Annotated in this window: 17 protein-coding genes; 9 read left to right on the plus strand and 8 right to left on the minus strand. The window is 47.9% G+C overall.

The genetic code is table 11. The annotated features are described in order from the left end of the window. Window positions 1-22 precede the first annotated feature (22 nt). Window positions 23-1303 (minus strand): glycosyltransferase, encoded by a 1281-nt coding sequence (locus EL633_RS31060; RefSeq protein ID WP_161982588.1) that lies wholly within the window; start codon window positions 1301-1303, stop codon window positions 23-25. A 360-nt stretch (window positions 1304-1663) separates the two neighbouring features. Here EL633_RS31060 and EL633_RS31065 point away from each other — a divergent pair, with 360 nt between their 5' ends. Together EL633_RS31065 and EL633_RS37150 are read left to right on the plus strand one after the other, a co-directional pair. Then, complete coding sequence (locus tag EL633_RS31065) at window positions 1664-2197, plus strand: hypothetical protein (RefSeq protein ID WP_126631097.1); 534 nt, start codon at window positions 1664-1666, stop codon at window positions 2195-2197. A 168-nt stretch (window positions 2198-2365) separates the two neighbouring features. Beyond that, on the plus strand, window positions 2366-3265 hold the full coding sequence (locus tag EL633_RS37150; RefSeq protein ID WP_174845187.1) for a hypothetical protein: 900 nt from the start codon (window positions 2366-2368) through the stop codon (window positions 3263-3265). A 120-nt stretch (window positions 3266-3385) separates the two neighbouring features. On the opposite strand, the gene EL633_RS31075 is transcribed toward EL633_RS37150, so the two are convergent. Further along, window positions 3386-4345, minus strand: coding sequence for an HAD family hydrolase (locus EL633_RS31075; protein ID WP_126631098.1), 960 nt, complete (start codon window positions 4343-4345; stop codon window positions 3386-3388). 224 nt (window positions 4346-4569) lie between these two features. Here EL633_RS31075 and EL633_RS31080 point away from each other — a divergent pair, with 224 nt between their 5' ends. The 6 genes from EL633_RS31080 (at window position 4570) to EL633_RS31105 (ending at window position 16538) form a co-directional block, all read left to right on the plus strand. Continuing rightward, window positions 4570-5520 carry a phosphotransferase gene (locus tag EL633_RS31080; protein WP_161982590.1) on the plus strand — a complete coding sequence of 317 codons (951 nt, stop codon included), beginning with the start codon at window positions 4570-4572 and terminating at the stop codon, window positions 5518-5520. Between the two features lie 266 nt (window positions 5521-5786). Next, window positions 5787-6236 carry a YiiD C-terminal domain-containing protein gene (locus EL633_RS31085; RefSeq protein WP_161982591.1) on the plus strand — a complete coding sequence of 150 codons (450 nt, stop codon included), beginning with the start codon at window positions 5787-5789 and terminating at the stop codon, window positions 6234-6236. Between the two features lie 592 nt (window positions 6237-6828). Continuing rightward, window positions 6829-10899 carry a DUF6788 family protein gene (locus EL633_RS31090; protein ID WP_161982593.1) on the plus strand — a complete coding sequence of 1357 codons (4071 nt, stop codon included), beginning with the start codon at window positions 6829-6831 and terminating at the stop codon, window positions 10897-10899. A 1823-nt stretch (window positions 10900-12722) separates the two neighbouring features. Further along, the gene (locus EL633_RS31095; protein WP_126631102.1) at window positions 12723-13688 is read left to right on the plus strand and encodes a GNAT family N-acetyltransferase; all 966 of its coding nucleotides are present in this window, start codon (window positions 12723-12725) and stop codon (window positions 13686-13688) included. 141 nt (window positions 13689-13829) lie between these two features. Then, window positions 13830-15896 (plus strand): molybdopterin-containing oxidoreductase family protein, encoded by a 2067-nt coding sequence (locus EL633_RS31100; protein WP_126631103.1) that lies wholly within the window; start codon window positions 13830-13832, stop codon window positions 15894-15896. 81 nt (window positions 15897-15977) lie between these two features. Beyond that, complete coding sequence (locus EL633_RS31105) at window positions 15978-16538, plus strand: dihydrofolate reductase family protein (RefSeq protein WP_126631104.1); 561 nt, start codon at window positions 15978-15980, stop codon at window positions 16536-16538. Window positions 16539-16687: 149 nt separating this feature from the next. On the opposite strand, the gene EL633_RS31110 is transcribed toward EL633_RS31105, so the two are convergent. From EL633_RS31110 to EL633_RS37055, 6 genes are all read right to left on the minus strand, one after another. Next, the gene (locus tag EL633_RS31110; RefSeq protein ID WP_126631105.1) at window positions 16688-17323 is read right to left on the minus strand and encodes a histidine phosphatase family protein; all 636 of its coding nucleotides are present in this window, start codon (window positions 17321-17323) and stop codon (window positions 16688-16690) included. A gap of 132 nt (window positions 17324-17455) precedes the next feature. After that, complete coding sequence (locus EL633_RS31115) at window positions 17456-17812, minus strand: CU044_2847 family protein (RefSeq protein ID WP_126631106.1); 357 nt, start codon at window positions 17810-17812, stop codon at window positions 17456-17458. A gap of 152 nt (window positions 17813-17964) precedes the next feature. Then, window positions 17965-19197, minus strand: a complete 1233-nt coding sequence (locus tag EL633_RS31120) for a glycosyltransferase (protein ID WP_126631107.1) — start codon at window positions 19195-19197, stop codon at window positions 17965-17967. A gap of 86 nt (window positions 19198-19283) precedes the next feature. Then, window positions 19284-20519: a glycosyltransferase family 4 protein gene (locus EL633_RS31125; protein WP_126631108.1), complete on the minus strand. Its 1236-nt coding sequence runs from the start codon at window positions 20517-20519 to the stop codon at window positions 19284-19286. 359 nt (window positions 20520-20878) lie between these two features. Continuing rightward, window positions 20879-21160 (minus strand): hypothetical protein, encoded by a 282-nt coding sequence (locus EL633_RS31130; protein ID WP_126631109.1) that lies wholly within the window; start codon window positions 21158-21160, stop codon window positions 20879-20881. A gap of 131 nt (window positions 21161-21291) precedes the next feature. Beyond that, window positions 21292-21576 carry a hypothetical protein gene (locus EL633_RS37055; RefSeq protein ID WP_170216740.1) on the minus strand — a complete coding sequence of 95 codons (285 nt, stop codon included), beginning with the start codon at window positions 21574-21576 and terminating at the stop codon, window positions 21292-21294. A gap of 534 nt (window positions 21577-22110) precedes the next feature. On the opposite strand from EL633_RS37055, the gene EL633_RS31140 reads away from it, so the two are divergent. Continuing rightward, on the plus strand, window positions 22111-22674 hold the full coding sequence (locus EL633_RS31140; RefSeq protein ID WP_126631110.1) for a hypothetical protein: 564 nt from the start codon (window positions 22111-22113) through the stop codon (window positions 22672-22674).

Consider the following 22674-nt stretch of genomic DNA (forward strand, 5'->3'; position numbering starts at 1 on the left):
TTGTCCGCTATGATAGAGCGCCTCATACTTTGCGTGTCTGTTCTGTGTGTGGATTATGTGGAAAAGGTAATGGTGTTTCAATTGCTGGATAAGGAGTAATATCAGATATGAGGTGATAGAGCTGATTAAGTGTCCTGCTGGTGCTGGTCCAACTATAGTGATCCACCACAAATTGCCGGCCGCGCCCTCCCAGGGTGCGAGTCAGATAAGGATAATTGAGTAGCGTCAAAATCGCTTCAGCATAGGCATAGGGACCTTCGACGGCCATCAGGTGGCGGCCAGGTATGGCGCGTAACGCCTGGCTACAGCGCGTGGTCGTGACAAGAGGAAGCGCCATAGCCATTGCTACCAGTATATTGAACTGGATATCAGTCGCTACGAGAAAAGGTGCCAGCGCCACCGTCGCATTTTCCAGATACGGCCGTACATCGGCCACATCGCTGGTAACCACAATCCTTGGATCCGACTCCAGCGCCTTCACGGCTGGTGGTGGATTAGCGCCCACAATCGTTAATGTCGTCTCTGGCTTCTCCTGCCAGACGAGAGGCAAAATATGTTCACGGAAATACAATAGCGCCTGAGTATTAGGAAAAGAGTCAAGTTCAGCATAGAAGACAAGAGAACAGGTCGTACTATGGGGCATCTGACGTGTAAAATAATCGACATCCACGCCGTTGCTTATCGCTGCGACTTTGTATGTAGGTCCTAACAATTGTCTCAGCCGATCTCTGTCCGCTGCATTCGTGGTTACTAGCTGATCAAAATGCTTTAAGCCATGCTGTTCAGTGTCGCGCATCTTCCGCAACTCACTGGCAATAAACAGCCTCTTCAATGGATGTCCTGACAGATCCATCGTATGTTCCAGAGGCCACGAGGAGCAATCAACGGCATCATAAACTATGGGCAGCTTGCTCTCTTTACGCAGCGCCTTGAGGCTGGGTACCATCCTCATCTGCTCGCCATGGATCAGCTCAATCCTCTGTCGCCGAATAACTTCTTTGAGACAACGCACAAATATGTCAGATTGATAGTAGGCCAACTGTAAAGGCATACGCTCACGCGTAAAGGCCAACTCTGCCACAAGGGCGCGTAGACAATTGGTGTAAGCCTGGCGCCGCGAATGGGTTACCAGATCGATCGAGGTACAATAATTCTCGATCTCTTTTACCAGTTTTAATTCATGTTGATCTACCAGCCAGGAAACAAGAGAGATATCATGTTCTTTTGAAAGCGCCTTAATTAAATTAAATGAGCGTATGCAGCTTGATGATGGAATATAGGGCGTCACAAAGAGAATGCGCATAATGAACCTCTCCCTCCTCACGAAATACTTTGCTAAGTGTTTTTCCATTTCAGTATACGCAAGTAATCGTAATACTGGAGTGATCTCTATGAATAAAGAGGGCATGGGCCTTTTATCGTTCAAGTATGAATGAACAACTTATCCCTAATGATAGTAGTGGAATCAAGCATTGACTCAAAGTTAAGAAAATGCTTAGAAATGAAGTGTATTTAAGAAAAAAACCAAAAGAATAGAATCTATTTTTATCAATCTTACGTGTTATAATTAGTTATAAGGTGCTAAATACATTTAGCATTCTAATCGATCTTTATCTACAAAATTTGTGACGGTATTTTTATTTTAGTGATAGGAGCTACAACAATGGAACCTGTTGTAAATCAGCCTGGTACAGGGAAGTTTGCGTTTCGTCAGGGCGCTATCTATGGCGCCGGTATTGGCGTCGTTGGCGTTATTTGCAGTCTTTTGGATACTTTTACTAAACTTGGCTTCTTTAGCATTATCGGCTGGTTGGTCTGGCTGGTTGGTCTGTGTGCGGTTGGATTCCTGGTTGCACGTCAGACTGGCAGAGTATCGGCCGCTACAATTGCAGGCCTGGCTGCCGGTCTGGTTGGTGGCATCATTGGCCTGATCTGGGGTATTATTAGCCTCTACACTGTTGGCGCTGCTAACATACAGGACTCTATTAATAGGGCTGCTGCTCAGACCCATCAATCGGCTGCGGCGTTGCAGAGCGCTACAATTGCCGCCTTTATTATCGGCTTGATTATAGCCCTGGCGGTTCAGATTGGCCTGGGCGCCGGTATTGGTGCACTGGCTGGACTGGTTGGACGTAGCCAGGCTCGTCCGGCAGCCGCTCCAGCAGGGGTTCCTACAGATACCCCTTACAACCAATAAGTTGATCAGCTAACAAATTGCCGCCATATCATCGCTAAAGCGCTGGTGATATGGCTTTTTTTCTTTTATAATAAGGCGGGGACAAAATAAACTATATACAAGTTTAAAATGAAAAAAGCATATTCAATGATTTGAAATGCCGCTCTGCTTTTTAGCAAGGAGTATCGTATGCAGCCTGATTATAATCCTCCTGAGGGAGGAAAAGTTGCATTCTACCATGGTCTGATCTTTGGTCTGGGATTATTTGTGCTGGGAGCGATTAATAATAGCATCAATACATTTTTACTTGCTTCACCTTCCGTTGCTGGTTTTGGTCTATTGACTACTGGACTTGACTGGCTGCTTGTGTTAGGTATCTTGTTTCTGGTTGGTGTGCTGGCAGCGCGCAAGACAGGCAAAGTAAGCACTGGTACTATCGCAGGTATATGGACTGCTATCTTTGATGGAATTCCCTATGCTATTTTTGCCGTGATCGTCATTTATTCGTATTCATTACCTAAAACTCTTAATCAGTTGCCGTCTAGCAGCTCTTCTTCTCAACTCGGACCAGATGCCACGCGCTCAATTCTTGCTGCTACAAGTATTTTTAGTTTGATTTTTGTATTATTGCTTACTATTGGCATTGGCGCAGGCGTAGGCGCGCTGGGTGGATTGCTTGGACGTCATCTTTTTAATAAGGCCCATCCTGGTTATGCCTATGGTCAGCCCTTTGTTGGTCAGCCCTTTGTTGGTCAGCCATATCCTGGTCAGCCCTTTGTTGGTCAGCCATATCCTGGTCAGCCCTTTGTTGGTCAGCCATATCCTGGTCAGCCGCATCCTGGTCAACCGTATCCACAGCCGGGCCAGCCTCCGTATCCGGGGCAGCCAATATACCCAGGCCAGCCACAGCAGCCGTCATACCCGGGTCAACCACCTTATGGATGGCAGCCCTATCCACAGCCTGGTCAGCCATCATCCTATGCTGGTCAGCCGGCACCTGGACGTCCTAATGAGACGCCTGAGCCACAGCGAACTGAGCGTGAGCAGCCTCCTGTGGATGATCGTCTCAACTATCCCGATGGTCGTTAAGGAGTAACTCATGGCCAGTTAATGCCATATGCAAGTTCTCCACATACCCACTCTTTAGAGGAGGAAAATGGCGAGACGATCGCGACCGTCTCGCCATTTTCCTCCTCTAAAGTATATAAGTTATTTAGATGTGCTGGTTACACGCTCGGGCACAAATGAGAAGATACGTTTGAAATCGTTTTTCATACTGATAATATTCCAGTTACGTTCGGCGGCGGCTTTCAGCGCTCTTTCGGCACCCTCTTCATAGGCGAATTCACGCTCGGCGTCATCATGATGGATCAATAGTGGCAGGGTTGAACGTTGCTGATCTTCGATGTAGAGCAGCATATCCAGATCACCATTAGAATTGCCAACGGCTAGAATCGGTTGCTGACCGATATGATGATGGATATTGATGGCTTTGCCTTCACCCTCGTTAAATGGCTCCAGCATACTCATCTGTCGGACCAATACTGGACGGCCGTTGTGCAGCTCGAATTTGACCGCGACCGAGCTCCCAATGACCTTACTACGTGGGATGCCATACATTTTCTCGGATATCTCACGGACAAAATCGGTCTCGCCGCCGGTGACGATATAGATCTGGAACTGGTAAGCATTCAGGTACTCGATTAGTTCTAGCATTGGTGTGAAGGCCAGCTCGGTAACCGGTCGATTATAATGTGGATGACGTATATCTCTAAAAAAATCTTGCACTCTTTGAATATATTCAGCTTGTGGAATAGAGGATATTGCTTGCAGCATAAGCTGATTTATTGCTTCCATATCTAACGTCTCGAAATAGGAGCGATCATTCTCCCAGAAAGCTTTGTAGGGCTGGACATGGCGCAGTTCTGGTTGCTGCTCAACCTGGTTATGGAAATGTTTGATAATAAAAATTTCCTGCACATAGGTAGGCTTCTCGCACCATAATGTACCATCATTATCAAAGGCCGCAATACGCTCTGCTGGCGGGACATAAGCTGGATGAGTACTATCTGTAACGCGTTGAACAAAATTTATAATTGCAGTCCTGGTAGCACCATCCTGCCAGGACTGTAATGGTTCTTCATATGTCGAAGTTGTCTGATCTGTCATTTTATAGTTGTCTCCTTATGACAATAAAGTGTCGTCCAATGCCAGGCATACGACACCTACTCTAGTGTACTCCGTAATCAGGACAATTGAAAAGCCCTTCCTTTTTTGTAGAGGTATAGGCATGAACATCCAGTGTTCAGCAGGTAGTTGCTAGCAAGGCAAAATGTCGTATATACTATCGTGTGTAGTGCTGTATTTTGTTATCTATAACAATGAGAAAATATATGCAAAACATAAATACTATTCCGCTGCCCTGGCGTAATTATAGTTGGCAATTACCTGTACTGGCGGAGACGGTGCGCTGGGATCTTCTACGTCAATGGGGACTCTCGGAAGTCTGGCGTATGACCACACGCTATGGGGAGACGTGGATTGCCAAGCGCAGTCGAGGATCAATGGCGATAGAATTGCCACTCTATCAAGACGTGTTGGTGCCCCTGCATGCTCCTCGACCTCAGTTGCACTCGTACTGGCAGGCGGAAGCAGAGCAGTTGTTTATCTTAGAGGATGTTGGCCTGGATACCCTGGAACAGCAGCCCCAGACCGAGCATTTTCAGGAAGCGGCCCGTGTACTGGCCCGTTTACGTTGTGCCTCGTTAGTTCAACTACAGACAGCACATATAGTATTATCTGATCAATATACAGTCACCCTCGACTACTACATAGAGGCCCTGGATTTTCTCTTACAACATGAAGGGTTGGATAGCACGCAAAAAGCAGTCTTGAGCGCAGTCGCCCAATGGTTTCCAGAGCAGTTACAGGAGCTCTATGCCAATCTGCCAGCCGTGCTCTGCCACAACGATTACCATGTCAAGAATCTCGTGATTAGCGACGATACCGTCGTCCCGGTCGATTGGGCTATGGCATATATAAGTCCGTATCTGGGAGACATGTACAGTCTGGTCCATGCTGGCACCTTTCGCAAAGTAGAAGCCAATGTGATCATCCAGGCCTATGAAACCGAAGTCAAACGCTGGGCCTGCACCTACGACTGCATCCGTCCCATGCTTAGTCGGCCGATCGATTGGCAAATCGCCATCGGAGCCGTCTGCATCCTGATCACCAGCATTCGTTGGATCCTCTCCGAAGCCATGTATGTTCTGCCCGAATCCAAAAAGTGGATCCCCGCCATGATACGCAATATCGAACAATACCCTCCCAAAACACATAAGTAACGGCAGGGCTTGTCCCTGCTACCGGTTCACGTATGCTATGCCGCTTAAACACGTCGCCTTGAGGCTGGAAAATTCAGGTACGTCCACCCTCTGGTTGGTACCTGGTCTTACGGAGTATTGGTCGCAGGGATAAGCTCTGTCATTATCCATGGGCATGAATCGCTAAAATGTTTTATTATGTAACATTTTCAGCATTTGATTAGCGGCCGAAAAAAAGGTACACTGTAGACATGTGTGTTTTTCAGGGGGAGGAAGGCAACTATCCAATGCAAGATCAATTACAAGAGTTGCAAGCTCTACTCTATAAAGAGATACCGATTACGCAGCATTTTCATCTGACCGTGGGCGCTTATAATGAGCGTATGTTGCGCCTGGATGCGCCGCTGGCCGAAAATGTGAATCACGCTGGCACGGCCTTTGGTGGTAGTCTCAGTGCTCTGTTGACGCTGGCTGGATGGAGCATGGTCTGGTTTGTGCTGCAGGAGTGTAATGTGACGGGCGAGATCGTGATTCAAGATAGCTCATGTAAATATTTACATCCCGTTAAAAGGGATTTTTCGGCCTTTTGTTATCGGCCTATGCCGGAACAGATTGTGCGCTTCAATCGTATGTTGCGTACCCATAAAAAAGGACGCCTGGAATTGCAGGCCGATATCCGTGAAGGTGACACGCTGGCCGTCTCTTTTCAGGGTCGCTATGTTGTATTGTTAGAATAAATGTACCTTTTGTCAGCATCTGTTGATGAATTGTATTTGATAGTATATGCTAGTTTTTAAGTTCAGGTGAGCACGAAATATGTGTATCTGAGCTTGAGATCCATATACTAAAAATATGCATTATCCGGGTTGACTTGTTGAAGGTCTTTTTGATAGCGCTATGACCTACTACTATATGTCTTTCTCGCACTGTTGAAAAGACTTTTTTTTATGCCCTCTTCGTCTCTCTATTTCGCTGCTAATGTAAAACTACCGACCATTTCCTATGACAATTGTCTGGCGCGCAACCCTGTTTTGCCGGACAATGTTTATAAAATCTTAATGCAATTTCTTTGCAATGATGATGTTTTATCTAATATGCTGTATACTCCTACTCTGATAGTTTTTTGATGTAGCGGGGGTATCGTTCGTCTTTGTATTGATCCTAAATTGCCCATGGCCATCCCTTTCACGATTATGTACTTTTCAGTCAGGGATATCGAAATAGCGCGTATGTCGCGACTGCATCTCGTTCCGGTCCACAGGAATAATGCTATGTCAGGCGGCTGTGGCTGTGGCTTTAGACTTAACTGAGAAGTCAGGAGTATCTGTGATGAATGATAAAATTACCTATCATCAGCAAGTCAGTTATTGCGGAAAGCCTCGTTGTAAGCGGTGCCGTGAAGGTATTGGTCATGGTCCTTATTGGTATGCTTACCAGACGATAGATGGTCGTACGACTCGTACTTATATTGGGAAGCATTTGCCGGCTGATAAAGAGGCTGCGATGCAGGGGAATCAGTCGGCGGCGGCAGCGCAGGCGGCTGAGAAGGATCAGTCGGTTATCCGTATTTATACGTTGGGGCAATTTCGGCTTGAGCGCCGCGATCCACATGATCATCTGGACTGGCAGACGGCGACCGATGCGGCCTGGAAGCAGCAGCGTGTACGGGCTCTGCTGGGCTGTCTGATCAGTGTGGGTGGGCGTAAACTGGGTCGTGAGCAGTTGATGGATGCGCTCTGGCCGGACCTGGATATAGAAACGGCGGTCGGTCGGCTGGATCGGGCGGTCTATAGTCTACGGCAAGTATTTGAGCCGGGCCGTAATCGTCCGGCGACCTCTCCATTGCTCCTGACTGAGCGCGAAGTGTTATCCCTGGCGGATTCCTCAAAGATCTGGGTGGATGCTGATGTCTTTGAGCAGCTGATTGTGAAGGCTCATGAGATCAGGGGTGATGAGGATCTTGGCACGAAGGAGAAGTTGCTCAAAGAGGCGGCCAGCCTGTATGGCGGAGAATTTTTGTCTGAGGATCGCCGCAATGAATGGACACGGGCACGCCGTGAGTCGTTGCAGCGCAGCTGGATTGGTTTGTTGCTGGAACTGGCGGATCTGATGATTAATCGTGATGCCCTCCTGCATGCGATTGAGCCACTGGATAAGTTGATATCGGCCGATCCTACCAATGAGGCGGGCGTGCAGCGCCTGATGATTGTGCTGGAGAAGTTGGGACGTCGTGGTGAGGCGCTCCGTGCCTATAAAAAGCTGGCACATGTGTTGCAGCAGGAATATGCGATTTTGCCTTTGCCAGATACGCGCAAGCTGTATGAAGATCTGCGCCGCGGTAGCAATAAAGATGGTCAGCCCCATGATGAGAGGATTGTTGATGGCAAGGTTCGTGAGGTCACCAGCGCTCCTATGGGGGTGAGTGAGTCTGCGGCGGTCCAGATTGGACGTACCCATCAAAGTCCTCTGGTTGGTCGTCAGCAGGAACTTACTCAACTCAAGGACCTGATTGCCGCGACCGAGCAGACGGCTCGTTTCCGCCTGGGATCACAGCGCCGCTCGACGGTGGCTACGCTGGATCCAAATCGCCGCCCCCAATGTGTCCTGTTGATGGGTGATGTCGGTATTGGCAAGACGCGGCTGGCCGAGGAACTGGGACGGGAAGCCAAGAAAAAGGGCTGGGCCGTAGCCTGGAGCCGTGTCTATGCGCAGGAAGGTAATATTCCCTATCGCTTGTGGACCGAAGTTCTGCGCAAAGCCATGGACCAGGGTGTCTGGCAGCGGCAAGAAGTCAAGCGGCGGCCCCTGGTCTTTCAGCCGTTGGGTACCCTGCTACCCGAGATCCATGATCTGCTCTCGACCGTCAACTTTCCCTCATCGCTCTCGCCCGAGCAAGAGCAGTTGCGCCTCTGGGAAGCTGCTCGTGAGCTGCTGACCCTGATCAGCGAGAGCACACCACTCCTGATCGCGCTCGACGACCTGCAATGGGCCGATAGTAGTAGCTGTGAACTGCTCGCCTACCTGGCCCGCCGTACCTATGGCTATCCCATTGTAATTGTCGGCACGTGCCGTGAAAACGAACTGGAGCAGAATAGCTCCTTACGGCCACTACTGACCGACCTGCGCCGCGAGAACGCCGTAGAAACTATCTCCCTGGACCTCTTGAGCGCCGACCATATCACCTCACTCGTCTCCCAGGTCTCGCACGCACCTGAGCCCATGATTGAAAAGATCACCGATCGTGCTGCCGGCAACCCCTTTTTCGCTGAAGAACTGGCCCGTAGCGTCGTCGAAAACCTCCCCTCGCTTGAAGCCCTCGCCAGGAGCGGCAACGACATCCTGCCCGATACCATCAGCGCCGTCCTCGCCCTACGTATGGCCCGTCTCAGCGAAAAATGCCAGCTACTGCTCGGCAAAGCCGCCGTCCTGGGAGGCTCCTTTGAATTCCAGGTTATCAGCGAAATGGAATCCAAAGGCAACACCCTGGAAAACGAAGACCTTGTCCTGGAACTGCTAGAAGAAGCCCTCACCTCCGGCATGCTTACAGAAGAAGGTACCGGCACCAAAATTACCTACCACTTCTGGCACCCGCTGCTCTCAACCTACCTCTACGACCGCTCGTCCGCCGCCCGCCGTGCCAGCCAGCACCGCAAAGCCGCCGAAGTCTTCCGCAAAATGTACAAAAACCACGAAGAAGAGGGCGCGGCTACTATTACTAACCACCTGGTAAAGGGCGGAGCCGACGATGAATTGATTGCTCAATACGCAGAATTAGCTGGAAACAATGCTTCATTACTCTCTTCTTATCGCGAGGCTGAAGATCATTATCGAATTGCTTTTGAGCACTTAGGGGCAAATCATGATGATTGGCAGCGAGTATCGTACCTACTAGAGCGTATAGGGGAGTGTAATAGAGTCAGAGGAGAATTTGAAAAAGCTCGTCATTTTTATGAAAATGCTTTTAAGCTACACTTTCAAACACATAACAAACCGTCCATTGAAATTAAGCAAGACGCTCAAGTTCAAGCAATGCTTTTATGGGAAATAGGTGTGTCGTGGTATAGCCAAGGAGATTTATTAAAATGTATGCAATATATTGAGCGTGCAGCTAAAACTTTACACGACGTGGATGTTATTAATGGTATTGTGTGGGCAAAAATTAAATTTCAACAAAGTTATGTTTTGTTGCGACAGGGAAATTATAGTGAAACCAAGATAAGAGCGAATGAGGCTTTGAACTTTTTTTCTGAAATACAAACAAATTCATTAGATGAAGATTCGTCATATTTGTCAATAAAGAAGAGGGCACTTAATGGGAATCTTGTTGAAATTGGTCGAATTCATACATTGCTAAGTCATGTTGAGGCTGCTCTTGGGCAGTGTGAGGATGCTCTAACCCATCTCAATAAAGCTCTTGCAATAGCTGAGCAGAATAATTATCAGAGAGAGATCGCTATTATCAATTGTGATATGGGTGATTTGTATTTGAGAACGGCAGAATATACATTAACACAATCCGTACTTCGCAAATCCTATAATATTGTTGAGTATATTGAAGATAAGCCGCTTGAGTCAATGATTTTATGTAATATGGGTGTTCTAAATATACGTATAGGAAATCTTGCTGATGCATCTGACGAATTAATAAGAGCACTAGATTTGGTTAAAGATCCTCCCTCTACTTGTGTATATAGCGCTTATCTAGCATTTTCTTTATTGGAACAGGGAAAAGTTTCTGAAGCACAATCAGTATTAGTTAATGCTATAACTGTTGGGCGTAAAACACATGTTTTACCTTATGTGAGTTTTACTTTAGTAATGCTGGGATATTTACATCTGATACAATATAAAAAATATATTATTGGTGATGATAATAACAATAGTAAAGCAGATAAAAAAAGCATTCTAAAGAATGCAAAAAAAGCATTGTTACGAGCACTTAATTCTGAAAGTCTTGAAATGGAGTCAAGAATTGAAGGAAGACTAATTATTTCCCAGGTTTTATTTCAACTAAAGCAATATGAGGATGCTCGTCTACATTCCACTCTTGCATTAAAAGAAGCGCAACAACTTAGATTGAGTTGGCTTGTTGCACGTTCCCAACACGTTTTAGGTTATTTATGTGCTCATAGTGGATTACATGAACAAGCTATCAGATATTATGAACAAGCGCTTCCCGTCTTTCGTAAAAGCGGTATGAAAATCGAATATGCTCGTATTCTGAAAAATTATGGTAGTTTGTTGTTAGAGATGGTAGAAGCAAATACAGGAGTTAATCAAGGTGGACTAAATTACCTTCAAGAAGCCTATCAAATATTTGATGCCTGTGGTGCTGAGTTAGATTTACAAGAACTAAGTATGGAAATGGAAAAATTAAAACTTTTAGTAAAAAGGACTTGAATTCAAATACATATCAGATGGTATTTTTCGATATGATATTTATCCCCCCTTTTAATCAAAGATCCCAGGGGGGTGAACTTGTGAATAGCAAAGAAACATCTTCCAATTTTTGGATGTCCACCTCATAATGTGATACACCTCCCAATTTGTGATCTCCACCCAATTTTTTTAATACCTTCAAACAAATAGAAGGTCCTCTTCTCGTTCTCAATATATAGGCAGTCCTCTAGTTTATGGACAAAATCGACCATGTTTTCCTCATAAAACGTGTATATTTTAATCACAAGCTGAAGACGATATAGTTGCTTTTGAAATAAATGTCCGACTTCATTTTAGGCTTTAAATCATGCAACTAAAAAACCAATCATTGTTTTTGTTGTTACAAGGAACCGTGTTAGTCTTCGTTTCAAGATTATTTGAATCTACCGAATACTAAACATTGCGCCCTGAAAAGACTATGCACATTTAACGAAACGCGCATTTAGCGAAAGGACTGCCACAGATGCTTCTCTCACTTCGTAACAAACAAGTTATGGCACTTTTGGTATTGGTAGTTTTATCCCTCTTAGTCTTGACATTTATTGTGTTGAGCTTGGCTCACATTAATATGTGGCAAGCGCTTAATGTAAAGCCAAATGTTTTTGTTCCCTGGTTTTAGTTAATTTGAGACTGTACGGTAAACATGTCTTCATGTTGTCCATATGAACTATAGTGATTTTCATATGAAAGCGAGGTTGAATATGTCTCACTTTGATTAGCTTGAGCATAAGTAGATAAGATACAAGAAGCGGCCCGCCGTGATCAGGAGAATGATCTAGAAGGTGGGCCTCTCTTTTTTGGTTGTGAGGTATGGGGTTATAGAAGGTTCAAATGGATGTGAGTGTTTGCGTGGGGGAGGGGGGGGGCAAGGTTCTGAGCGAGGTGGGTTCTGGTTGCTTGCTGTGGATTGGGGATACGTTCGCAGCGACAAGCACCAACACTTTTCGGTTAAGCGCTTTTGTGGCTATAAAAGATGTGGCATAAAAAAGCAGCGCATCGTACGTGGAGTGGGCGCCACACGCGAGGTCGGCATGCGGCTTGATCAAGGGCGAAACGTGTTGAGTCAGCAGCGCATGCCTGTGGCGCCTACACTGATCAATATTCTTCAAGCATGATCGTTGAGCAATGTTTAAGCATACGCATCATGATTCGTGATCCTGTTGATCCAGGCACGGGTGGAACTGGGACGTTCCACTCTAAAACGTACCTGTGTATCTAGCTCACCCTAAATAAGATGCGTGTAGGCGCCACAGCACTGCGTCTCGTTCTCGCACATTGGCCCACGTAAACTCAGCAGTGCGGCCTTGCGTGTGGCGCCCACTCGACGTACGCTCGGTCCGCTTCACACGTTGCACCAGCCAAAACCGGATCATCAATCATGACCATGTTGGGTACATTGACGTGGGCCGTCTCCTCAGCCTATGTTACAGCGCCTGGTCATGAGCATGTCGGATATGAAATACCGCTACGAGAGCTGTATTGGGCCTCCCTTTGCGATTGCTACCAGGTAAGAGCAGGTCCAGGCCAGGGGCTGTCGCGCTTTGATCTGCCAGTATCGATAATGTGTATTTGAGCGATATTTATTACATGAAAAGGTATCAGGGGCAAGAAATGCTGCTACTTTGGAGCTCCTCTTATAAATTTCGTGGTGTCGAGTGGCTTGAAGTTTTTGATGCGGATGTTTATACTATGTAGACTTTAATAAGTCTAGCTATATCTATCTTCTAATATGGACCTTTGCTTTGTTCTGGCTCAACATATAATAACAGCGGAGAGAGGTTTTTATGTATCCCCATTTACGTCCTGGCTATAGTGTGCGCCCCCCAACTGTTGCTGATATACCTGCGATAAGTCAGCTGATCTATGCTTTTGATGAATATGAGACTGGCGAGGCTGATCTCTATCCGACTGAGGATATACAACATGATTGGCTGGGGCTGGATGTAGCCAGAGATAGCTGGGTGGTCGTGGCGGATGATGGTGTGTTGTGTGGTTATGCTACGTTGACGTTTAAGTCGTCTGGTGGACGCTTGCTGGCTGATGGTTATGTACATCCTCGCCACTATAATAATGGTATCGGTACAACTTTGATCGAGTTGCTGGAGGCACGGGCCGCTGAAATTGTGCGGCAGGTACCAGGAGATACACGCCTGGTATTGGTGAATAATGTTGTGGCTAGTAGCAATGCATCGATCAATCTGCTGGAAAAGTTCGCTTATACATTGACACGTGTTTATTTTCGCATGAGTATCACCTTAACGGAGCCGCCACTAGCTCCAGTCTGGCCGGCTCATATCACGTTGCGAGTCTGTGATGGCAGTCCTGAGGATATTTATCGAGTCTATGCAGCAACCGAGGACAGTTTTCGCGACATGTGGGCTCATAATCCACAGAGCTATGAGACATGGAAAAAGGGCCATGTGCACGAGCACTTTGATCCCAGTCTCTGGTTTCTCGCTATGGATGGCGAGCAGGTCGCAGGCGTAGCTCGCTGTCGTACTACTGAGGATAATAAAGGTTGGATCTCCGCCCTGGGAGTACGTCGCCCCTGGCGTAAGCAGGGCCTGGGCAAAGCATTACTCTATCAGTCCTTTGGTGCTTTTTATCAACGGCAGAGCACCAGTGTTGGTCTCGGTGTGGATTCACAGAGTCTGACCGGTGCTCAGCGGTTGTATGAAAGTGTTGGCATGCAGGTATCTATGCGCATTGGCCGCTATGAAAAGGAACTTCGTCCTGGCCGAGAGCTCTAGTGCGCAAGCTTGACCATCCAATCCGGTATTTCCGTGAAATTTAAGCTATTATTGGCCGTTGTCTATAATAGCGTTATCTGTTATGCTGCCTATATAGCAGAGGATAAAAGCATCGAGTAGTATAAAAGGAGTCGAGTTCTCATGGTTGTGAAGCGCCAGATCACCACGATGTGTCCGATGAATTGTTTGCCAACCCAATGTGGTATGACTGTTGAGGTTGAGGATAATAAGCTCATAGCTATCAAAGGCGATAAGCATAATCCCGATAGCCAGGGCTTCCTTTGTATCAGGGGGCAGGCTAGCGCCGAGATTTTTGATAATCCGAAACGTTTGTTGCAGCCGTTGCGCCGTGTGGGTGCGCGGGGTGAGGATCGTTGGGAGCCCTGTTCATGGGAGGATGCTTATACGCTGATCGTTGATGCGATTCAGCAGACACAGCCTGAGCGGGTAGGACTCTGGCGTGGACATGGCATCGGCACCAATGGACCACTTGGAGGCGTGCTACTCAGTCGTCTTGGTTTGTTGGGTGGGTATCAGCAGTGGATCACTGCGATTGTATGTTGGGCCATGGGTGGATATGGTTTGGGTCTGACGGGCGCTCTGAAGACCAATACCAAACAGGATATGGCCGCCAACTCGCGTACCATTATTCTCTGGGGCGCGACCCTGGCCAGTCAGCCTGATCTCGCGCCACACCTGATTGCGGCTCGTAAACGCGGCGCCCACGTCATTCAGATCGACACCCGGCGTACAGAAGTTTCCCGCCACTGCGATGAAATCTTCTTGCTCCCACCGGGGAGCGATGCCGCGCTCGCCCTGGCGATCGCCCATGTGATTCTGCAAGAAGGATTACACGACCAGGACTTTATTGATAGATATACACAGGGTTTTGCTGAATTTAAAGCTCATCTGCAACAATATACACCTGAATGGGCCACGCAGATTACCGGTATTGAGCCTGAGCGTATTCGTGAGCTGGCACGCCGCTATGCTACCGATAAGCCAGCCGTCATCGTGCTCGGTGGTAGCTCAATGTTCAAGCACCAGCACGGCTGGGAGCCTGCGCGCGCCATTGCCTGTCTGCCTGCTCTAACCGGTCAATTTGGCATCGCAGGCGGCGGCCTGGGTCAGCGCCATGGAGCATCTCCAGAAGGAACTGGTTACGCGGATGTACTGGCCGACGCCATGCCAGCCCTGCCAGATGAGGCCGCGATCCCTAGCCATATGACAAGCATCTCAAAGGCGTTAGCTAACGGTCAGCTTGACGTATTGCTCCTGTTTGGTTCTAATATGCTCTCCAGTTTCTCGGACGCCAATGAACTGGCCCGTGGACTGGCTCAGATCAAACTGATCGTCTCCTACGATCTCTTTATGAACGCGACCGCCCGCCGCTTTGCTGATCTTATCCTGCCTGCTACCGCCTGGCTGGAAGGTATCGGACTCAAGCAGACCGCAACCCACATTTATCTTATGCAGCAGGCCCTTACTCCTGCAGGCGAGTGCCGTAATCTGATCACGGTTCTGCGTGAACTTGCCCAAAAACTCAACATCCCCAACTTCTTTCCCTGGCAGGATGAAGATGATTATGTTAACGCCCTGCTCGCCGGACAAAAGACGGCTGATGGCGAGCCGCTCACCATCGCCGAGTTACAACGGCAGGGAGGCTACTGGCAGAAGAACGGGCTCTCACATATTGCCTATCAGGGCCACAATTTCCAGACCCCATCCCAAAAGATCGAATTCTGGAGTGAGCGTGCCAGGCAAGCTGGCATCGCCCCCTTGCCGTCTTATACCGAGCCAGCTGGCAGCGAGTATCCATTACGCTTCTGCCAGGGCCGCACCCTGACCGCCTTCCATTCCTTTTTTGACGAAGGCCAGGCCTTACCGACCCTTGCCAGAGCTAATCCCGCACCCGAATTATGGCTTCATCCCCAGGATGCCCTGCAACGCGGCATAACCGATGGGAGCGCGATTCAGATCAGCAATCAGCGTGGTCAATTTGAAGCCAGAGCCCACGTCACCGATGACGTTCTCCAGGGAGTAGTCTGGATGCGCGATGGCTGGAGTGGCATCAATCGTGTCACCAGTGGAGATCCCATCGTATCCATTGAAGCCAACACCATCGTCCCTGGTATCCCTGGAGGCCAGGCCGCCTATGACGCCTGGGTTGAAGTCCTGCCCCTGGTAACGGCACATACAGAAAAGTAGCAAGCTAGAAGAAGTTTTTTCCTAGCAAAGGGGGTAGGATAGGAGTAGTGCAGAAACTGCTACTTATTCTATGGAGGGATTATGGGAAAAGTTATTACTGGCGCAACCATGTCACTGGATGGGTTTATGAGTGATCGCAATGGTGATGTGAGCCGCCTGTACCCAGATTTTGAAGCGCTACACAATACAGAGATGTTGCGCGAAGAAATACGCACAACAGGTGCGGTAGTAATGGGTCGACACGCCTATGACATGGCAGAAGGTGATATGACCGGATACGAATATCAAGTCCCCATTTTTGTCCTGACGCACCATGTGCCAGAAAAAGCTGCCAGAGGAGAGAACGACAAATTGACGATTACCTTTGTCGCCACCGGCATTGAAAGCGCGATTGCGCAGGCAAAAGCAGCCGCAGGTGATAAACATGTCATGGTCGTAGGTGGAGCCGATACCGCGCAACAATGCCTGAGGGCAGGACTGGTGGACGAAATCCACATTGGTATCGTCCCTATCCTGCTCGGTGAAGGTCTACGCTTCTTTGAGCCGTTAAACTACGAGCAGCTGAAGCTAGAAAGAACACGTATACTCGAATCCTCCACCAGAACCGACCTCTGGTTCCGTGTTGTCCGGCAAACGATATAAATAGCGGCAGGTCTTGCACCTGCAACCTGTAGACGTACGACCATGCAAAGCGGTATATATTTGGATGGTTCCTTTTTTACATGATCACATGTTGAACAACATTACGTACGTGAACTGGTTGCAGGTGCAAGACTTGCCGCTACTTGTTGCTATTTTTCTTTATCTTGATAATGAGAGATATCGGCGTAAAGCTCAATGGTTGTTGCCTCGGTGTCGCGGACAATCTTGCTAAGGGAGGTTGGATGGATAAACGGTGGTTCCCAGAAGAGCTCCAGTGGACGCTGGTCAAACTCGCTCAGGATGGTTTTGAGGGTTACCGCATGTGTGACCAGCAGGATTGTTTCGCCTGCGTGGGTTGCCAGTAGCTCCTCAACTTTAGGTACAGCCCGTGCGCGCACCTGTGCAAATGTCTCACCACCATTATGTGCCTGGTACTGTTGAGGCGACTTCCAGAATGCCAGAAACTCGGCAGGATCTTCCTTCTCGATCTCTTTGCCAAGATGTCCTTCCCATGTTCCTAAAGCGATCTCTTTAAGCTCATCACAGGGAATGACCGCCTCTGGCCTGGCTCCTCTGATAATTTCGGCTGTACGATACGCGCGTAAAAGTGGACTGGCATAAATTGCTGAAAAATTTATATCCTTCAATGCATCATGCAGCCAGGAAGCCTGCTGTACACCCAGGGCAGTCAACGGGGAATCTGTATGCCCCTGCATCCTCCGCTCCGCATTCCATTCTGTTTGACCATGTCTGGTAATATACATGGTTGTCTTTGTAGTCGCCATGAATTTTATCTATCCTTCAAACGCTGAAATATTCACCCTCCCCCTTGCTCACTGTATCATCCCCATTTACTATATCACGGTCCAGCTTATAACAACAAAATAGCGTGACCGCATGCCTCTGAGCAGGCAACGCTATTTGGTAGTGTGTTCGCCCCACATGAGGGTGACCTGTAGCTGTGCCTCGCTGCTCGATTTCGCCAGGACGGCACCTACTTCGGCGTCGATTTTCACGGAAAATTGTACCTCGAAGGAGTGTGGACGTGCTTTCTCGGTGATGTTCGCTACACTCGTAGAGACCTGTTCGGCACAGAGCTGGATCAGGCCCATGGCTTTGGTAAAGAGGTCCTGTGCCTGCTGGGGAACACCTCGCGTGTTTCCATAAGGATCAGCGCTACGCGTTGCTGGCGCTTGCCGCACATTATCCACCTCAATATACATAGCGATCTCTTGTCCGTCTGTATTTGTCAGAGTATCCTTGATAATTGTCATCGCAAACTCCAGTTGTGCAAGTTGAGTACATAGAAATATTTCTACGTTAATAGAACCTGTTAAAAATGGCAATGGGTTTCATGGATATGTTGCGTGTATTATACTGTTGGCTTTATCCACGTGTCAACAATATCGCTCTCCACAAACTCTGGCTAGATAGTGCGATACAGGTCGATTAATTTCAGGCTCTCCCGCTCCCAACAGAGATCCTGTTTGGCTGCTCGCAGAGCATTAGCGCGCATACAGGCTAGTTCATCAGGATCTTTGAGCATGCTATTGATGGCCATACCTACTTCCGCTGGATTCATTGAGCGTACGACCTTGCCGACATTGTAGCTGACAAGGATATCGCGTATAGCCTCCAGGGGAGACGAAAGGACCGGCAGTCCGGCCTGAATATATTCAAACAGCTTGTTGGGCAGACAGAGTTTCATGTTGCGCGTATAGTCCAGTGGGATAATTGTCAGTCCTATATCTGCCGAGGCCGTCCATGTCGCAAGTTCTGCATAAGGGACCGGCGCTAGAATTTTCACATGGGCCTGAACTTTTTGCAGCATAATCAACTGCTCAAGTTCAGCACGGGTCGTACCGATATTTTGTCCCAGCATGACAATGATATTTTCAGGTTCAAGATAAGCGGCGGCCCGCACCAGGCGATCCAGTCCGCGATCAGGTTGCAGGTTGCCTTGATACAAAGCAATGCGCTTGCTGGCCGGAAGGCGTAATTGTTGGCGCAGCATATCAGTCTTGATGGGGTGTTGGTAGTAAGGGATGTTGCGCAGCAATAGTATCCGCGAAATATGATAGCGTCGTTGTAGCTCGGCAACGATCGGGGGAGAGACCGCGATAACAGCGGTACAGTGTGCCAGCAAATAGCGCAGAGCGATTTTCATGAAGCCATACCAGAGTTGATGGCTCTTGCTGATAGTTTTATAGTGGATATCTTGCAAAGGAAGTTCATAGGCTTCAAAGATTAATGGTTTGCGCCTGAGTGTTGCGGCCAGATAACAGGCGGGCAGAGCCGTCAATTCACAGGCGTGATAGACGTCTGCCGGTTGCTTCAGTAAGTTCAGTGTACCTCGCACAAAGATAGAGAGGGCCTTGCTCCAGGCTGCATGGGTAAAACGTGTTGCGCCAAAATCGGTTGCCACATTAATATGCTGAACGATATAACCAGTAGCGCTGGTATTTCCTATAGTATTTTCTAGCGTGGCTACATCCAGTACCGTGACCTGGCAGCCTGCCCGCGCCAGAGTTTCCGCCGTACGTTGTGCTCGAATATCGATCTGGACATCCCTAACTACATGCATACATACATGCATCGAGCCTGGAATATAGCGGTTATCTTCCGCCTCATCCTCACACAGAGAGGAAATCTTCTTCATCAGAGCCGTCCTTTCTCCGCATCCTTTGCCTGCCGAGTATACGTATACGTCACACACAATCCACTTAAAAAGCCGTCATACCGTCGTTAGCAATCTGTTTGTGCTATGAGTTGTTGTAACTGTTCATGGAGTCTGGCTGTAAGATAGTCATAATCAAAGTGGGTCTGAATATAATTCCGTCCATTCTGGCTTAAGCGCGCAACGACATCAGGATGGGTATAGAGATAGGCGATACCCATCACCAGAGCTTCTGGGTTTTCTGGCTCACAATGGATGGCCGCCCCGGCCTCCTGGACGGCCACGCGACATGCTTCTCCATTCAGGGCCAGCAAAAGCGGGCGCCCGCAGGCCATGGCTTCAAACATTTTCATCGGCAACATACTCTCAAAGAGAGGAAGTTTGCGCGTATGGGCCAGACAAATGTCACTGGCAGCTAATGCCAGCGGGATCTCTTCATGGGATAGAGGTGGTAAAAAGTGGATATTTGTTAATTGTCGTTGCTGCGCCTGTGCCATCAAGGTCGCTTTTTCCGCGCCATCTCCGATTAGTAAAAAGTGGATAGCCGACTGTTCACGTAGCTTCTCAGCGACATCCAGTAGCGTCCCAAGTCCATGCGTTAGTCCATGGGTGCCAGCATATAAAACGGTAAACAGTTCAGGCCAGCTCAGCTGCTTACGGGCCTCTGCTTGTGGGATCGGATGAAAACGCCTGGTATCAACGCCATTTGGAAGAAAAAAAACCTTCTCTGGTTGGAGTCCACGCTTTATGAGCGCTGCGTACATCCCCTCCGTCACTGTCCATACCAGTTGCGCGCGTTGATAGGTTTGCCATTCCAGCCATTGGGCTAATTTGATCAAGATCGGATTACGCAGTGCGCCCAATTGTATCGCGGCTTCAGGCCAGAGATCGGCCACCCAGAAGATAAAGGGAATATGTTGCCGCCAGGCGATTAGATGGGCGACGATTACATTGAGGAGAGGAGGAGATTCAACAATAATCAGATCAGGCGCTCCCAATGCGGTCTGGGCGATCAGGGCTGCCAGACAGCCAAAGGATAGATAGGAGCAGATGCGTTTAAAGAAGCCACGGTTAGCACTGGCATAGCTCCAGGTGCGGATTACGCGCACCCCATCAATAAATTCAATCTGTCGTAGGCGTCCTCGATACTCAGGTGACACAACCCCAGTTGGATAACTGGGAAAGGTCGTGAGCACCGTTACCTGATGTCCAAAGTGGACGAGGCGTTTCGCGGTTTCACCAACGCAGACCGCCGCCGCGGCCTTGTCAGGATAATAATAGCGTGAGATAAAAAGGATATGCATTCCACCACCACCTTCTGCAACAACAATTGCTACTTAATGATATACCCTTTATTGTCCGCCCACCGGAAAGTAAACTCTCGGCGAATTTATCTCTTATCTCTTAGAACGTGCCACATAACAAAAGGATCTCTTTGTAGAGCTAATGGGGGATAGCTTGAGCTTTTTCCATGTGTACTCGTAGGAAAATGAAATATCAGGCTGGAATCAGGGGATTGGAGGAGGAGGATGTATGTATGGTGGTGAGTGCCGCAACACGATCCGAGCCGTGCTGCGGTACCTGGATTTAAGCTGCTACTTTGGCGAGCGGTAATTACTTGTATGCTCGTAAAGTTTAGATAGCTTTTTTCGGGCTAACTATATTAGCAGGAACCGCAGGCCGAGTAGTAACTGGGAGCGCCGCAGCAACCTCCAGGATTAGCGGCATATCCCTGGTTCCAGTAGCTACCGCTACCACAGTAACCGCCGTCGCCCTGAGCATAGTAGGCTGGGCCGCTGCTACCGTTGCCACAACTGCCGCTAGCGCCAAGGCTTAAATTAATGTTGAGCAGATTGCTGCCATCACAATTGCCAGTAACCGGAGTTCCAATACCAAGCGCACCATGGATGGTCGCCAGTTCGTTATCATTTAATTCAATAAACATACTAGATTGTCCTTTTCATTTTTGAAGATCCTTAAGGATAACTGTGCATAGTTATCCTTAAGGGCTGCTATGGCACCAATGGTGCTCATAGCAGGCGACTATAAAGTAGTTATAGTCATCAGAAGCTATTATTAGCAGACGCTACAGCCAGTAGCATAAATGGCAGGTCCACCGCAACCAGCGGCATAGCCACAGCCTCCGTCATAGTAGCCACCGTAGAAGTTACCACCGTAACCACCACAGCCACCGCCGACATAGCCGCAGCCACCGCCGACATAGCCACCGTAGAAGCTACCACCGTAGCCACCGCCGTAGCCCCAGCCACCGTGGTGATGATGACCCCAATGGCCACCGAAGGCTCCATTTACATCCTCAAGATCAGCATCCTGTAGCTCGATTGTGTTTTCTGTGTTCATGTTATGTATCCTTTCTCTCTGCTCTTGCAAAGATACGAAATTTTCTGGTACCGCACAAATTTACTAAGAGATACGTGAAGCATATACTCTGCAATAGCATTAGAACCTGTTTTTGGTCTTAATACATTGCTATGTAAAGCATCATTTGTTTCTCTAATTCACTAAACTTTTCTTTAACCCGGTACCTAAATGCATTATAAAAATCTATAAAACAACCATGCGGTAAAAGAGTATGTATGAATATAAAAAAAATTTCATAAAGATGCAGGATTAAAGTGTTATGCTAGAAATTTGTGAATAAAACATTCATATTCTCGCGACAAAAATAGCTTCTCGAGTTGATTTGAAACACTGTTATGAACTCATTTTTCTTCATTCGCGATGTATTTTTCTCCTTTGCGCTAAAAATTGGAAAAATGAATAAAAGTTATAAATGCGAAGTGCACGATGATCTTACAAGAGTTATTTGGGTGAATTCTTATACTATAATCAGTAGCTAATTTATAAAGTATTGAATATTGGTGGATCTTAATTATGCCGACACCTCCTTCAATTTTTCGTGATGAGGCAATAAAGCAGTATAAAAAGCGTAAAGATAAAACAACATTAACCCGCTTTATGCCTTTTCCTGTAACATTTTTATTATGGGTTTTGCTCGGACTTGTAGTGCTGGTCGGTGTGCTGGCATGGAACGAAGAGATACCTATATATCAAACTGCCCCTGGGATTATTCTGGATCAGGAGAGTCCGGGGTCAACTAACCAGCATAATACGGTGGCTGCGCTTTTCCTGGTGGGAACTCAGGCAGCACAAATTCGGGTTGGTCAGCTGGCACTTGTGCATATTGGTACTTCTAAAGAAGAGCTTGCCAGTAAAGTCATCAAGGTTGAAGCCAGCGCGATCAGCCCGAATCTTGTTCGTCAACGCTATGGCGTGGTGGCACAGGTGGTCTCACAGCCATCCATTGTCGTGTTGATAGAAATGAAAGCTCTACCAACATCCACGTATGCAGGTAGTTTAGTTGTAGCAAATGTAAAAACTGGATCACAACGAATTCTCTCGTTGTTACCGGGTATAGGTAGTATTGTGAGGGCGTAG

The sequence above is a fragment of the Dictyobacter alpinus genome (genome assembly GCF_003967575.1).
In the GTDB taxonomy this organism is placed as follows: Bacteria; Chloroflexota; Ktedonobacteria; order Ktedonobacterales; family Ktedonobacteraceae; genus Dictyobacter; species Dictyobacter alpinus.